At 70.5% G+C, this 12,614-nt stretch carries 11 protein-coding genes; 8 read left to right on the forward strand and 3 right to left on the reverse strand.

Annotated elements, in window-relative coordinates; translation table 11 throughout:
- Positions 1-10 precede the first annotated feature (10 nt).
- From ACZ69Q_RS29585 to ACZ69Q_RS29615, 7 genes are all read left to right on the forward strand, one after another.
- Positions 11-907 carry a TauD/TfdA dioxygenase family protein gene (locus ACZ69Q_RS29585; RefSeq protein ID WP_471047303.1) on the forward strand — a complete coding sequence of 299 codons (897 nt, stop codon included), beginning with the start codon at positions 11-13 and terminating at the stop codon, positions 905-907.
- A 121-nt stretch (positions 908-1,028) separates the two neighbouring features.
- Positions 1,029-2,420, forward strand: coding sequence for an amino acid permease (locus tag ACZ69Q_RS29590; protein WP_471047306.1), 1,392 nt, complete (start codon positions 1,029-1,031; stop codon positions 2,418-2,420).
- A 106-nt stretch (positions 2,421-2,526) separates the two neighbouring features.
- Positions 2,527-3,168 (forward strand): superoxide dismutase, encoded by a 642-nt coding sequence (locus tag ACZ69Q_RS29595; RefSeq protein ID WP_471047309.1) that lies wholly within the window; start codon positions 2,527-2,529, stop codon positions 3,166-3,168.
- Between the two features lie 310 nt (positions 3,169-3,478).
- Positions 3,479-3,931, forward strand: coding sequence for a hypothetical protein (locus ACZ69Q_RS29600; RefSeq protein ID WP_471047311.1), 453 nt, complete (start codon positions 3,479-3,481; stop codon positions 3,929-3,931).
- Positions 3,928-5,430: a PrsW family glutamic-type intramembrane protease gene (locus tag ACZ69Q_RS29605; RefSeq protein ID WP_471047314.1), complete on the forward strand. Its 1,503-nt coding sequence runs from the start codon at positions 3,928-3,930 to the stop codon at positions 5,428-5,430. Before ACZ69Q_RS29600 ends, ACZ69Q_RS29605 begins: the two co-directional genes overlap by 4 nt.
- Positions 5,427-5,789 (forward strand): hypothetical protein, encoded by a 363-nt coding sequence (locus ACZ69Q_RS29610; RefSeq protein WP_471047316.1) that lies wholly within the window; start codon positions 5,427-5,429, stop codon positions 5,787-5,789. Before ACZ69Q_RS29605 ends, ACZ69Q_RS29610 begins: the two co-directional genes overlap by 4 nt.
- A complete protein-coding gene (locus tag ACZ69Q_RS29615; RefSeq protein WP_471047318.1) occupies positions 5,790-8,078 on the forward strand; it encodes a hypothetical protein in 2,289 nt (762 codons plus the stop codon).
- 58 nt (positions 8,079-8,136) lie between these two features.
- On the opposite strand, the gene ACZ69Q_RS29620 is transcribed toward ACZ69Q_RS29615, so the two are convergent.
- The 3 genes from ACZ69Q_RS29620 to ACZ69Q_RS29630 are packed head-to-tail and all read right to left on the reverse strand — an operon-like array spanning position 8,137 to position 11,027.
- On the reverse strand, positions 8,137-8,916 hold the full coding sequence (locus ACZ69Q_RS29620) for an SAM-dependent methyltransferase (protein WP_471047321.1): 780 nt from the start codon (positions 8,914-8,916) through the stop codon (positions 8,137-8,139).
- 12 nt (positions 8,917-8,928) lie between these two features.
- Complete coding sequence (locus tag ACZ69Q_RS29625) at positions 8,929-9,564, reverse strand: histidine phosphatase family protein (protein WP_471047323.1); 636 nt, start codon at positions 9,562-9,564, stop codon at positions 8,929-8,931.
- Complete coding sequence (locus tag ACZ69Q_RS29630; protein WP_471047326.1) at positions 9,561-11,027, reverse strand: FGGY-family carbohydrate kinase; 1,467 nt, start codon at positions 11,025-11,027, stop codon at positions 9,561-9,563. The genes ACZ69Q_RS29625 and ACZ69Q_RS29630 overlap by 4 nt, the downstream gene beginning before the upstream one ends.
- Before the next feature lie 162 nt (positions 11,028-11,189).
- Between ACZ69Q_RS29630 and ACZ69Q_RS29635 the strand changes: the two genes are divergently transcribed.
- On the forward strand, positions 11,190-12,611 hold the full coding sequence (locus tag ACZ69Q_RS29635) for an ABC transporter substrate-binding protein (protein ID WP_471047329.1): 1,422 nt from the start codon (positions 11,190-11,192) through the stop codon (positions 12,609-12,611).
- Positions 12,612-12,614 lie beyond the last annotated feature (3 nt).

Consider the following 12,614-nt stretch of genomic DNA (forward strand, 5'->3'; position numbering starts at 1 on the left):
AGGACCGCCCATGTCCGGCATCGAAATCCACAAGGTCACCGCGCACATCGGCGCCCGCGTGTCCGGGGTCGACATCAACCGGCCGCTCGGCTCCGACACCGTCGCCGCCCTGCGCGAGGCCCTGAACGTCCACAAGGCGCTCGTCTTCGACGACGTGAACCTGGACGACGACACCCAGCAGTCCTTCGTCCGCCACTTCGGCGACGTCACGACCGCCCATCCGACGGTCTCCTCGATCGCCGGGACCCCGAACGTCCTCCCGGTCGACAGCGAACGGGGACGCGCCGCCAACCACTGGCACACCGACGTCACGTTCGTCCTCAACCCGCCGCAGGCCACCACCCTGCGCAGCATCACGATCCCGCCGTACGGCGGCGAGACCCTGATCGCCAGCTCGGCGGCCGCCTACCGCCAGTTGCCCGAGCCGCTGCGGAAGCTGGCCGACACCCTGTGGGCGGAGCACACCAACGACTACGACTACGCCGTACCGGACGAGGAGGTCGACGAGCAGCAGGCCGCCAGTCGCGCCGAGTTCACGTCGATCAAGTACCGCACGGTGCACCCGGTCGTCCGCGTCCATCCGCTGACCGGTGAGCGCGGACTGTTCATCGGCGGGTTCGCGCAGCGGATCGTGGGCCTGTCGCCGGGTGAGTCCCGCAAGATCCTCGACCTGCTCCAGGCGTACGTCACCCGGCCGGAGAACATCCTGCGGCACCGTTGGTCCGAGAACCAGCTCGTCGTCTTCGACAACCGCATCACCCAGCACTACGCCGTCGACAACTACGACGGACAGCCGCGCCGCCTGCACCGGGTGACCGTCGCCGGTGACGTCCCGGTCGGCATCGAGGGCAAGGCGAGCTACTCGATCGAGGGCGACGCGTCGCACTACACGCCCGTTGCTGCGTGACAGTGGTGTCACTCACCGTGCGGTGAGTGTCCGCATAGTGGTCGGTCTCTCCTTCTGAACGGAGAGACCGACCACACTGTGGGCGTTTTTTGCCCTCTCACGCATTGGACGAGCCGCGCCCATGCAGAACAGCACCACCGCAGAGACGCCCGCGAAAGCGGAGGACGTCTCCCTCTCCCACGGCCTAAAGCAGCGTCACCTGTCGATGATCGCCCTCGGTGGTGTCATCGGCGCCGGTCTGTTCGTCGGGTCCGGGGCGGGTATCGCCGCCGCGGGCCCCTCGATCGTCATCGCCTATGTCATCTCCGGCCTCCTCGTGATGCTGGTGATGCGGATGCTCGGCGAGATGTCGGCCGCGTATCCCTCCTCCGGTTCCTTCTCCGCGCACGCCGAGCGGGCGATCGGCCCCTGGGCGGGCTTCACGGCCGGCTGGTCGTTCTGGGTCCTGCTCTGCACGGCCGTCGGCCTGGAGGGCATCGGCGCCGCGAAGATCGTGACGGGCTGGCTGCCCGGGACGCCGGAGTGGGCCTGGGTGGCCCTGTTCATGGTCGTCTTCTGCGGCGCGAACCTGGCCGCCGTGAAGAACTTCGGCGAGTTCGAGTTCTGGTTCGCCGCGCTGAAGGTCGGCGCGATCGCGCTGTTCCTGGTGCTGGGCGGGCTCGCCATCGCCGGCGTCCTGCCCGGCACGGACGCGCCGGGCACCGCGAACCTCACCGGTGAGGGCGGATTCCTCCCGAACGGCACCGAGGGACTGATCATCGGCTTGCTCGCCTCGGTCTTCGCCTACGGCGGCATGGAGACGGTCACCATCGCGGCGGCCGAGTCGGAGAACCCGGTCAGCGGTGTCGCGCGCGCGGTGCGCACGGCCATGTGGCGCATCGCCCTCTTCTACATCGGCTCGATGGCGGTCGTGGTCACCCTGGTCCCCTGGGACTCCAAGGAGGTCGTCGACAAGGGCCCGTACGTCGCCACGCTCGACCACCTGGGCATCCCCGGCGCCGGCGAGCTCATGAACGTGGTGGTCCTGGTCGCCCTGCTGAGCGCCATGAACGCCAACATCTACGGCTCCTCGCGCATCGCGTACTCCCTCGTCCAGCGCGGCCAGGGCCCCGCGGCGCTGGGCCGGGTCTCGGGCGGCGTCCCGCGCATCGCGGTCCTCGCGTCCTCGGTGTTCGGCTTCGTGTGCGTCGTCCTGTCCTACTGGCGGCCGGACGACGTCTTCCCCTGGCTGCTGAACATGATCGGCGCGGTCATCCTGGTCGTCTGGATCTTCATCGCCGTCTCCCAGCTCCGCCTGCGCCGCCGCCTGGAGCGCGAGACCCCGCAGAAGCTGGTCGTCCGCATGTGGGCCTTCCCGGTTCTGACCTGGGTCGCCATGGCCGGCATGGCGGCGATCTTCGTCCTGATGGCCCGCGAGCCGGACACGCGGGTGCAGCTCTACTCGACGGGCGCCATGACGGTCCTCCTGGCGGCCGCCGGGTACGCCTGGCAGCGCAGGCGCGCCAAGGCCTGACCCGCCCCGGACCGCGACAAGGCCCCCGTGTGATCCACACGGGGGCCTTTTGCTGTTAGCTTGTTGTTGCAAGCTACTTGCAATAAGAGCTCTGAGGGGACCCTTCATGCCCGTCTACACACTCCCGGAACTGCCCTACGACTACTCCGCGCTCGCGCCCGTGATCAGCCCCGAGATCATCGAGCTGCACCACGACAAGCACCACGCGGCCTATGTGAAGGGCGCAAACGACACACTGGAGCAGCTCGCCGAGGCGCGGGACAAGGAGTCGTGGGGGTCGGTCAACGGCCTGGAGAAGAACCTGGCCTTCCACCTGTCCGGGCACATCCTGCACAGCATCTACTGGCAGAACATGACCGGTGACGGAGGCGGCGAGCCGCTCGCGGCGGACGGTGTGGGCGAGCTGGCGGACGCCGTCGCCGAGTCCTTCGGTTCCTTCGCGGGCTTCAAGGCGCAGCTCTCCAAGGCCGCCGCGACCACGCAGGGTTCGGGCTGGGGTGTGCTGGCGTACGAGCCGCTGAGCGGGCGCCTGATCGTCGAGCAGGTCTACGACCACCAGGGCAACGTCGGCCAGGGCGCCACGCCGATCCTGGTGTTCGACGCCTGGGAGCACGCCTTCTACCTCCAGTACAAGAACCAGAAGGTCGACTTCATCGAGGCCATGTGGCAGGTCGTCAACTGGCAGGACGTGGCCCGGCGTTACGAGGCCGCCAAGTCCCGCACGGACGTCCTGCTGCTCGCGCCCTGACGGCACGAGGCCGTACCGGTCGTCCTGCCTCGTGATCGTCTTCTCACCTTTCGCGAACGGCAGGCGGAATGAAGGAAGCCCCCGCGAGGACGTGACTCGCGGGGGCTTCCCGTGTCTGCGGCCATGCCTGCCCGACCAGGGATGACCGCGCCCCGAGGGCTGCCCCGGGTGGCTTCACCGGGATTTCACGCGGCCGGACAAACGTAACTGGCATGGACAGGCCCAGCCGGACACGCCGCCGGCGAACAGGTGCTGTCACGTCAAGTCCGTTGCCGCTGGCGGCCGTTCATGCTGCCTCACGGGGAGAGCCATGACCTTCGACACGAACGAGCCCGGGCCGGTCACCGAGCCTCCGGGTGATGGGCGGCCGGGTCCGCCCGGCGGACCCGAACTCGGGCCCCGCCCCTATGTGCGGCTGATGGCCGCGATCGGCGGGATCGGGATCGCCGCCGCGACGGCCGCCGCGATCGTCGGCCTCACCACCGATCCGATGTTCCGGCTGCCGGAGACGATGCCGAGCATGCCGACGCCGGGGCAGACCTCCCTGCCGAGCGGATTCCTCAGCGCGCTCCCCACCGAGTTTCCCTCCGACCTGCCGACCGACTACACGAGGCCGACGCAGTTGCCGAGCGACTTCCCCACCGGTTTCCCCACCGACCTGCCTACCGGTTTCCCCACCGACCTGCCTACCGGTTTTCCCACCGACCTGCCCTCGGACTTCCCCGGCATGTCCGACCTCTCCCAGGCCGGAGGTGCCTCATGACCGCGGCGGCGGGGGCCGTACCGCCCGTCCCGGGCCGGCCGCCCGCGCGCGTGCCCCGAAACGGCATGGCGGGCGCGATCGTCCTGGCGCTGTCGCTGTCCGCGGTCTACGCGGTCGGCCAGATCCTCTTCTGGACCGCGCCCGAACTCACCTCGCGCTCGCCCTGGATCAGGTTCTTCCTGCTGCCCGCGCCGAAGCCCTTCCAGGTGACGAGGGTCCTGCTCCTGATCGGCTGGGGCGTCGCGGCCCTGCTCGCCCTCGGCCTGCTGCTCACCCGGCGCGGTGGCACCCCAGAGGCGGACTCCGGGGCTCGCGCCAGGTCCGGACGGGCCGTGCGTAGCTGCCAGTTCGGCATCCTCGGCGCCCTGCTGCTGCCGTTCACGGCGATGCCGCTGGCCGGCGCGTTCGCCAACCTGCCGCAACTGCTGATCTGTCTGCCCACCACGCTGGCGGTGCTCCTCCTCGTCCACCGGGTCCAGTTCTACCGGCGGATGCCGGGGTGGCTGCTGCTGACCGCTTTCGGGTGGGGGGCGCTGATCGGCGGCGGGTTCGGCATGGTCATGATCACCTGGTTCCAGCGGACCATGCCCGGCTACTTCATGTCCCGTTACTGGGAGCGCCCCCGCGACAGCGTCCGCGAGCTCTACACCCTGTTCCCCCTCAACACGGCCGTCGTGACGGAGCTCGGCAAGGCGGCCGGGGTCGCCGTCCTCTTCCTGCTCTTCCGGCGCCACATCGACGGCGTGGTCTCCGGAGTGGTCCTCGGCGCGGCCGTCGGACTCGGGTTCAACCTCACCGAGACGGTCCACTACCTGGGCTTCGTCAACCCCGAGCATCACTTCACCCAGTTCTGGGACCGGCAGGTGGTCGGGCTGATGGCGGCCCATGTGGCGTTCTCCGCGCTCGCGGGCGCCGGGATCGGCGCGGCCCGCTGGCTGCCGGCGCGCCGGGACCGGCTGCTCACCGTCGGCGGCGGACTCCTGGCCGCGGTGGGCGGGCACTTCGAGACGGACGTGATGCTGATGCATCTCGACAACCGCAGGGCGCGCTGGTACGCCGACGAGACCCTCGGTCTGCTCGTCGGAATCCCGGTGATGACGGTCGTCACCTCGGGTGTGTTCGTGGCGCTGTACGTGCTGATCCTGCGGCGCGGGCTCAAGGCCCAGGCGGCGGGACTGGCCGACGCGCTGCGCGCCGAGGTCGCCTCCGGCCACGGCGCGGTCACCGGGCCGGAGATCGGCCTGCTGCTCTCGCCGCGCCGCCGCCTCCTGCTGGAACTGCGCGTGTGGCGCCGGGACGGCACGGCCGGGCTGCGCCATCTCATGCGGTTCCAGCAGGCGCAGCTCGATCTCGCCGTCCAGCGCCGGCACCGCGCACGTCCCGGTGCCGACTCCTTCATCCCGCCGGAGCAACAACTGCGGGAGCGCGTACTGGAGTTGAAGGGCGCCCCCACGACCTCGCAGACACCTTCGCTGCCCGCCCAGGAGGCGCTGTCATGACCGGCCCCCGCATCGCACGGCTGTCCGCGCTGGTGACCGCCACCGCGACGCTCGTGCTCGGCACCCCCTCGCCCGCCTCGGCGGAGTGCGCGGCCCCCACGTACCACGGCGGCCTGCCGCTCCACGTCGGCGAGTGCCCGGAGGCGGTCGCCGGCGGTGCGTCGGCCGGCGTGTGGGCGCTCCTGATCCTGGCCGCGGGGCTGTGGCTCGCCGCGGCGTTGTCCCGGTCGCGGCGAGCCACGGACGCCGATCTGGCCACGGTCGACGAGGTGTTCAGCCAGGGCACGGCGGCCGAGCCGACGCCGCCGTCCGCTTCCGCCCCGACCTCCACACCCACCTCCCCGGAAGGCGGACGGTAGATGGACTCGCTCATTCGACGCACCCGGTTGGCCTCCTCCTGGGCACGAGGGCCGGCAGCGCTGCTTCTGGCGCTGCTCGTCCTGTTCGGCTCGGCACCGCCAGGGATGGCCGACGACAAGCGGCCCCCTGGGGCGGCCAAGGGGCGCGACCTCTCCACGCAACACGACAATCCGCTGCTGACCGCGCCATTCGAACCCGTCGAGAAGCTGCGCTACGACTTGTGGCGCAACTTGCCCAAGGCGGACAAGGACCTTGCCTGGGACCCGTACCGCAACGGAGCGGCCGTCTATCTGGATCCGACGGTGCTGGACTACGACGACCAGATCATGCCGCTCCTGCACGAGACCACCACCTACAGCTACACGGGCCGCGATGCGTTGGCGGCATCGATCGTCCCGTTCGACCCGCTGCGGGACTATCTGAAGCGCGCAGCCGTCCGGCGGCTGGTCGACGCGAAGGTGGGCGGACTCATCGTTGTCAGCGCGTTGAACGTCCGGGGGGACAAGAGGAGGCACTCCGAGAATGTCATCCAAAAGGCGCTGGACAAGTACGACATAGGCGACGAGGCGGAACTCCTCGGCAGCTCCGAACGACAGCATTGCTCGCGATGCGCCCAGTTGTACCGCCCGGACACACCGCTCGTCTTCGGGCACGAGTACGACCTCAGCGTGCGGGAGTGGGTCGACCGGAAAGCGGAGATCGCACAGGCACGGGCGAAGGTTTCGCACCTGGGCCCGGAGGCGGAGCGCAGGGCAGAGAAGAGGGTGATGGAAAAGTACGCGGAGAGGGTGAGGACACGGAACGCCACCACCAGGGCCAAACTGGTGACCGACGTCGACGAGGCGCGGCGCACGCTTCAGGCCCAGTACGGCAACGCGCCCTCCCCCGCTTTCTCCGTTGCCCCGAAATGCCCTGACCAGGGCGCCCAGTCACAGGGCCTCCAGCAGACGTTGGTACTCGCGGCGGCAGCCAAGGCCGCCGATCCATGCGGCGGCTCGGAGGACACCGGCGCCAAGGACTCCGCTCGCGCCACCACAGGCCTGGGCAACGTGCTCGCCGCCCCCGGGATGGGCACCGGTGGCATCGACTTCTCCAGCATGGAGTTGCGCTATCTCTCGGACCCCGGCGACGGAAGCGGCCTGCAGTACTCGTTCAGCGCCGACTTCAAGCCCTTGAAGGGGGACGCCCGCACCGCCACGGGACGCGCGGCCCTGTCCCAGTCCTCCGACGCCTTCTTCGTCTGGCTCTCCCTCAGCCCCCAGGACTTCTGGGTCAACCTCAACCCCAACGAGCCGGACCGCATCGTCGACGACGAGCTGGGGCGTACGGACGCCGGGCGGGTGCTGCTCGAAGCCGATCTGCGGATGAAGAAGACCGTCGGCAAGCTCATCCATCCGCACAGCTCGCTCGGCCGGAAGTTCTGGGCCGGGGTCCGGGGCGACTGCATGTCGTTCCGCAACTGGATCCTGCCGGCGACCGCGTCGGTCCACCAGGACGGAGACAAGCTCTACATCCTCGACGCGCCTCTCGACGTCCAGATGGAGACGCAGTATCTGGCAAAGAACGGGGCGTCGTCCGCTCGGTCCTGCCCCGAACAGGACAAGGCCACCGAGGACCACAACGAAGCGCTCTACCGCGACCTGATCCTGCCGAAGCTCAAGAAGGCCATCAACACCGCCCCCGAGTACGCCGCGCTGCGCCGCGTCTATCTCTCGCGGGTCGCCGCCGAGTGGTACCGCGAGCTGAGCCGGACCAAGGACACGACCTACGGCGACCTCATCGACAGCGGCGACGTCGACACCTGGCGGACCACCGACGACTGGCAGCCCGTCGACACCTTCGACCGGTACGTCGACTCGTACACCAAGGGCGAGTTCAAGGTCACCGACAAGACCACCGAGGGCAACACCACTTACGTACGCAGCTACGTCTACGGCGGCGTCGACCTCACCAGGATCCCCCTGGAGAAGGTCACGGACGACCGTTTCACCGCGGACTTCGCCGGGCTCCCCCAGAGCGTCGACCGTTCGCTGAACGCGCCGTCGGCCGCCGAGGGAGACGAGACCGTCCTGCTCGGCTCACCGACCCCGCGCCAGGCGGCCGTTGCCGGCACGGGCCCCGGTGCGCCCGAGGAGGAACCCGCGTCCATGAGCACCTGGGCGCTGCGGCTGCTGCCCGCGCTCGTCCTCGTGCTGATCGCGCTGCTGTGGCTGCGGCGGCGCCGTCTGAACACCGCCCGTCGGGCAAGTCCCCTGCGCCGGACCGCCGTAGGGGGGCGACGGAGGTGAGGCACGGGACGGCCGCCGCTCGGTGGCCGTCCCTTCGTCCTCGTCCTGGACCCGTCGGTCAGGGCTTGCGACCCACGCCGCCGTGCTGGCCGATCGGGCGGGGGGCCTCGTCGGACGGCTCGGGGCGCCACAGCGGGACGGAGACGATGCCCGGCTCGACCAGCTCCAGGCCCTCGAAGAACGCCTCGATCTTGTCGACCGGGCGCAGGAAGTACGGGACCGCGCCGGTCTCGTTGTAGGCGTCCTGCGCGTTCTCGTAGTCCGGGTCGGTGCCTCGGGAGCCTTCGTTGACGCAGAGGTAGCTGCCGGAGGGCAGGCCGGCCAGCAGGCCGCGGACCAGCTCGCGGGCCTGGTCGTAGTCGGCGACATGGCCGAGGATGCCGCTGAGGATCAGGGCCGTGGGGCGGGAGAGGTCGAGGGTCCGCGAGGCGGCCTGAAGGATCTTCTCCGGCTCGTACAGGCTCAGGTCCTCGTACGCCGTCACACCCTCGGGGGTGGAGGTGAGCAGCGCGCGGGCGTGGGCCAGGACCAGCGGGTCGTTGTCGACGTAGACGATCTTCGACTCGGGGGCGTGGCGCTGGGCCACCTCGTGGGTGTTGTCGACGGTGGGCAGCCCGGTGCCGACGTCGAGGAACTGGCGTACGCCGGCCTCAGTCACCAGGTACCGGATGCTGCGGCCCAGGAAGGCGCGGCTGCTGCGCGCGATGGTGACGATGCCGGGGAAGACGGCGGTGTACGCGTCGCCCGCCGCCTCGTCCACGGGGTAGTTGTCCTTGCCGCCCAGCCAGTAGTTCCAGATCCTGGCCGAGTGCGGTACCGAGGTGTCGATCTCCGTCATGTGCCCATGGTGCTACGGCAGGTCGGGGTCGCAGGGCACATTGAGGGAGAGAAGTGCGGCGGATCCGTCTGTTTTCACGAGGAGTTCGCTGATCGCGGCGTTGCGCAACCGGGGGAACACTCTGCGGTACTCCCCGGCCGGGATCGACAGCAGTGTGCACAGCACCAGACGGAAGAGTGTGTTGTGCGCGACCACGAGGACGCGCTCGCCCGGGTGGGCGGCGGCGATCCGGCGCAGGGCCGCCGCGCCGCGTTCGGCGGCGGCCGACGGGTTCTCCGCCCGGGGGAACGGGTGGGCCACCGGGTCGGTGCGGAACGCCTCGGCCGCCGCCGGGTCCTCGGCCGCGAACTCCGCGAGCGTACGGCCCTCCAGCACGCCGAAGTCGCATTCGCGCAGGCCGGGTTCGCGGTGCGGGGTGAGACCGAGGGCCCGGCAGGCCGGCTCGGCGGTGGCGACGGCACGGGACAGGGGCGAGGTCCAGATCGCGTCGACCGGGTGGGCGGCGGCCCAGCGGCCGAGGGCGTCGGCCTGGGCGCGTCCGGTGTCGGTGAGGGACACGTCGCTGATCCCGGCGTAGCGGTTCTCGGCATGCCAGACCGTCTGTCCGTGCCGGGCCAGCAGCAGCGTCGCATGGGTGCTCGTGCTCATGAGTGAGCAGTATCCCCGTCCAAGCGGGCGTGCGCGTGCGCCGCGACCGGTGGGGGCAGCCAGCCTCGGCTCGTCAGTTCGTCCACGAGGCGGGCGTACGGCTCGGCGAAGCGGGCCGTGCGGTCGGGGCGGGGTTCGACGGTCGTGCCGATGCGGACCATGGCTTCCGCGGCCTCGGCGAGAGCGGGCGCCGCGCCCGTGCCGTACGCCGCCAACGCGGCCATTCCCAGGGCGGGTTCCGTCTGCTGCGGTACTCGGGCCGGGCGGCCCAGGACGTCGGCGCGGAGCTGGTTCCAGTACGGGCTGCGGGCGGCGCCACCTGTGAACGTGAGGGGGCCGTCGAGGGGGGCGCCCAGGTGGTGCAGGTAGTCCAGGCAGAGGCGTTCGGTGAAGGCGACGCCCTGGAGCAGCGCCGCCCACAGATCGGCGTCCGACTCCGGTTCGCCGAGGACCAGCGCGGTGGCCTCCGGAGCGAGGAACGGGAAGCGCTCGCCGGGTGACACCAGCGGGTAGGCGATCGCGCCGGACGGCTCGTACGCGGCGGCCAGGGCGTCCATGGCCGCCGGATCGGCGCCCGCGAACGCCGCCGTGAGCACGCCCGCGCCCACGCTGGAGGCACCGCCGGGCAGCCAACTCCCGTCCGGGGCACGGTGGTTGTAGACGACGCCGGTCGGGTCCCGGACCGGCGTCGCGGACGCGCCCTTGAGGACCAGCGTGGTGCCGAGCACCGAGTTCCAGGAGCCGGGGCGCAGCGCGGCGGAGGCGATCTGGGCCGCGCAGCCGTCGGTCATCCCGGCGACGACGGGCGTGCCGGCGGGGATGCCGGTGGCGTCGGCGGCGCTCGCGCAGACCTCGCCGAGCGGGCTGCCGGGGCGGACGACCTCGGGGAAGGCGGTGCCGGACAGGCCGAGCCGGGGCAGTATGGCCGGCCAGGCGTCGCGCTCCAGGTCGTAGCCGGTCTTCAGGGCGTGACTGGAGTCGGCCGGGGGCAGCTCGCCGCTGAGGAGGGAGACGACCAGGTCCGGCTGGTGGGTGATCCGGCCGGGGCCGTACGTCTCGGTCAGCCACACCGCCTTCGGCAGCGCCCAGGTGTCCTGCACGCCGAGCCCCGCCATCCGCGCCCGCGCCGCCTGCACGGTCGCCCGTCCGTCGTCGTACATCAGGGCGGGGCTCATCGGCCGCCCCGCCCCGTCCGTCAGCAGCACGGTCCCGGACGTCCCGCACACCGCGAGCCCACCGACCCGCGCCCTCGCCCGCGGGTGCTCCCGCAGCGCGGCCCGGGACGCCGCGCACACGCCCTCCCACCACTCCCCCGGATCCTGCTCGTGCCGCACACCGTCGCGGCGCCCGGCGAGCGGTGCCGAGCCGCTGCCGAGGACCGTGCCGTCCCCGGTGACCAGCAGGACCCGCACGCTCTGGGTGCCCAGGTCGATCCCCAGCCAGGCCTCGTGCTCGTCAGTCATCCGGCCTCCCGCACATCTGGATCCGTTAACTTCTCACTCTGCACTGAGATTTTCCCGTGCGCGAGGGATTGACGCCCAACTTCCGCCGTTCCACCCTCTGTTAACGAGTCGACTCGCCGTGTTAACCCGAGCAATTGACCGAGCCCCACGTGGAGGTCACGGATGGACACGCACGTGCACGACCGCCGACGGTTCCTGGCGCTGAGCGCCGCCCTGGCCGCCACGCCTGCCCTGACCGCGTGCGGTGCCGGATTCGGCGGCGACGACAGCAAGAGCGACGGCTCGGCGGCGGACGACGTCACCGGCTCCTTCGACTGGAAGCGGGAGAAGGGCACCACCGTCAAGGCGCTGCTCAACAAGCACCCGTACACCGACGCGCTCATCGCCGACCTGAAGTCGTTCACCGAGCAGACCGGTATCAAGGTCGAGTACGACGTCTTCCCCGAGGACAACTACTTCGACAAGCTCACCGTCGACCTGTCCAGCGGACGCGCCTCGTACGACGTGTTCATGCTGGGCGCGTACATGGTCTGGCAGTACGGCCCGCCGGGCTGGCTGGAGGACCTCGGCCCCTGGATGCGCAACTCCTCGGCCACCGGTGCCGAATGGGACCAGGCCGACTTCTTCCCGAACCTCCTCCAGGCCGACCAGTGGTCGCTGAAGGCGGGCGCGCCGCTCGGGCAGGGCGGGCAGTACGCGCTGCCGTGGGGCTGGGAGACCAACGTCGTCGCCTACAACACGGACGTGTTCGGCAAGCTCGGTCTCAAGCCCGCCGAGAGCTTCGACGAGCTGCGCGAGATCGCCGGCGTCATCAAGCGCAAGGCGCCGGGCGCCGGGTTCGACGGCATGTACGGGATCGCCGTACGGGGATCGAGGAGCTGGGCGACCATCCACCCGGGGTTCATGACGATGTACGCCCGCAACGGCCTGCGCGACTTCACAGTCGAGGGTGGGAAGCTCACACCCGCCATGAACACCCCGGAGGCCGTCGCGTTCACCGAGGACTGGGCAGGCATGGTCAAGCAGGGCGGGCCGCCGTCCTGGACGTCGTACACGTGGTACCAGTGCTCCAGCGACCTCGGCGCGAAGAAGGCCGGGATGCTGTTCGACGCGGACACGGCCGCCTACTTCCAGGCGGTTCAGGGGGCGAGCCCGGCCTCCGGGAAGATCGCCTTCCACCCCGGACCGAAGGGACCGGACGGCTCCCTCGCCACCAACATGTGGATCTGGTCGCTCGGGATGAACGCCAAGAGCAAGAAGAAGAGCGCCAGTTGGCTCTTCCTGCAGTGGGCGACCGGCAAGGAGCATCTGCGCAAGAGCGCGATCACGCACAACCACATCGACCCGGTCCGCAAGTCGATCGCCGACGACTCCGCCTACAAGGACAAGATGCGGCACCTGCCGGGCTTCATCGAGACCTTCGAGACCGTGGTCGACCAGACGAAGATCCAGTTCACCCCGCAGGCGCAGTTCTTCGACGCCACCACGAGCTGGGCGGCCGCCCTCCAGGAGATCTACGGCGGCAAGGGCGCCGAGTCGGTCCTCGGCAGGCTGGCGGGCGACCTCGCCGACAAGGTGGGCTAGCGC

Source organism: Streptomyces sp. NPDC036764 (assembly GCF_055609385.1).

Coding starts and splice junctions, on each gene's coding strand:
- ACZ69Q_RS29585 (WP_471047303.1), top strand. CDS start 11: ATGTCCGGCATCGAAATCCACAAGGTCACCGCGCACATCGGCGCCCGC.
- ACZ69Q_RS29590 (WP_471047306.1), top strand. CDS start 1,029: ATGCAGAACAGCACCACCGCAGAGACGCCCGCGAAAGCGGAGGACGTC.
- ACZ69Q_RS29595 (WP_471047309.1), top strand. CDS start 2,527: ATGCCCGTCTACACACTCCCGGAACTGCCCTACGACTACTCCGCGCTC.
- ACZ69Q_RS29600 (WP_471047311.1), top strand. CDS start 3,479: ATGACCTTCGACACGAACGAGCCCGGGCCGGTCACCGAGCCTCCGGGT.
- ACZ69Q_RS29605 (WP_471047314.1), top strand. CDS start 3,928: ATGACCGCGGCGGCGGGGGCCGTACCGCCCGTCCCGGGCCGGCCGCCC.
- ACZ69Q_RS29610 (WP_471047316.1), top strand. CDS start 5,427: ATGACCGGCCCCCGCATCGCACGGCTGTCCGCGCTGGTGACCGCCACC.
- ACZ69Q_RS29615 (WP_471047318.1), top strand. CDS start 5,790: ATGGACTCGCTCATTCGACGCACCCGGTTGGCCTCCTCCTGGGCACGA.
- ACZ69Q_RS29620 (WP_471047321.1), bottom strand. CDS start 8,916: ATGACGGAGATCGACACCTCGGTACCGCACTCGGCCAGGATCTGGAAC.
- ACZ69Q_RS29625 (WP_471047323.1), bottom strand. CDS start 9,564: ATGAGCACGAGCACCCATGCGACGCTGCTGCTGGCCCGGCACGGACAG.
- ACZ69Q_RS29630 (WP_471047326.1), bottom strand. CDS start 11,027: ATGACTGACGAGCACGAGGCCTGGCTGGGGATCGACCTGGGCACCCAG.
- ACZ69Q_RS29635 (WP_471047329.1), top strand. CDS start 11,190: ATGGACACGCACGTGCACGACCGCCGACGGTTCCTGGCGCTGAGCGCC.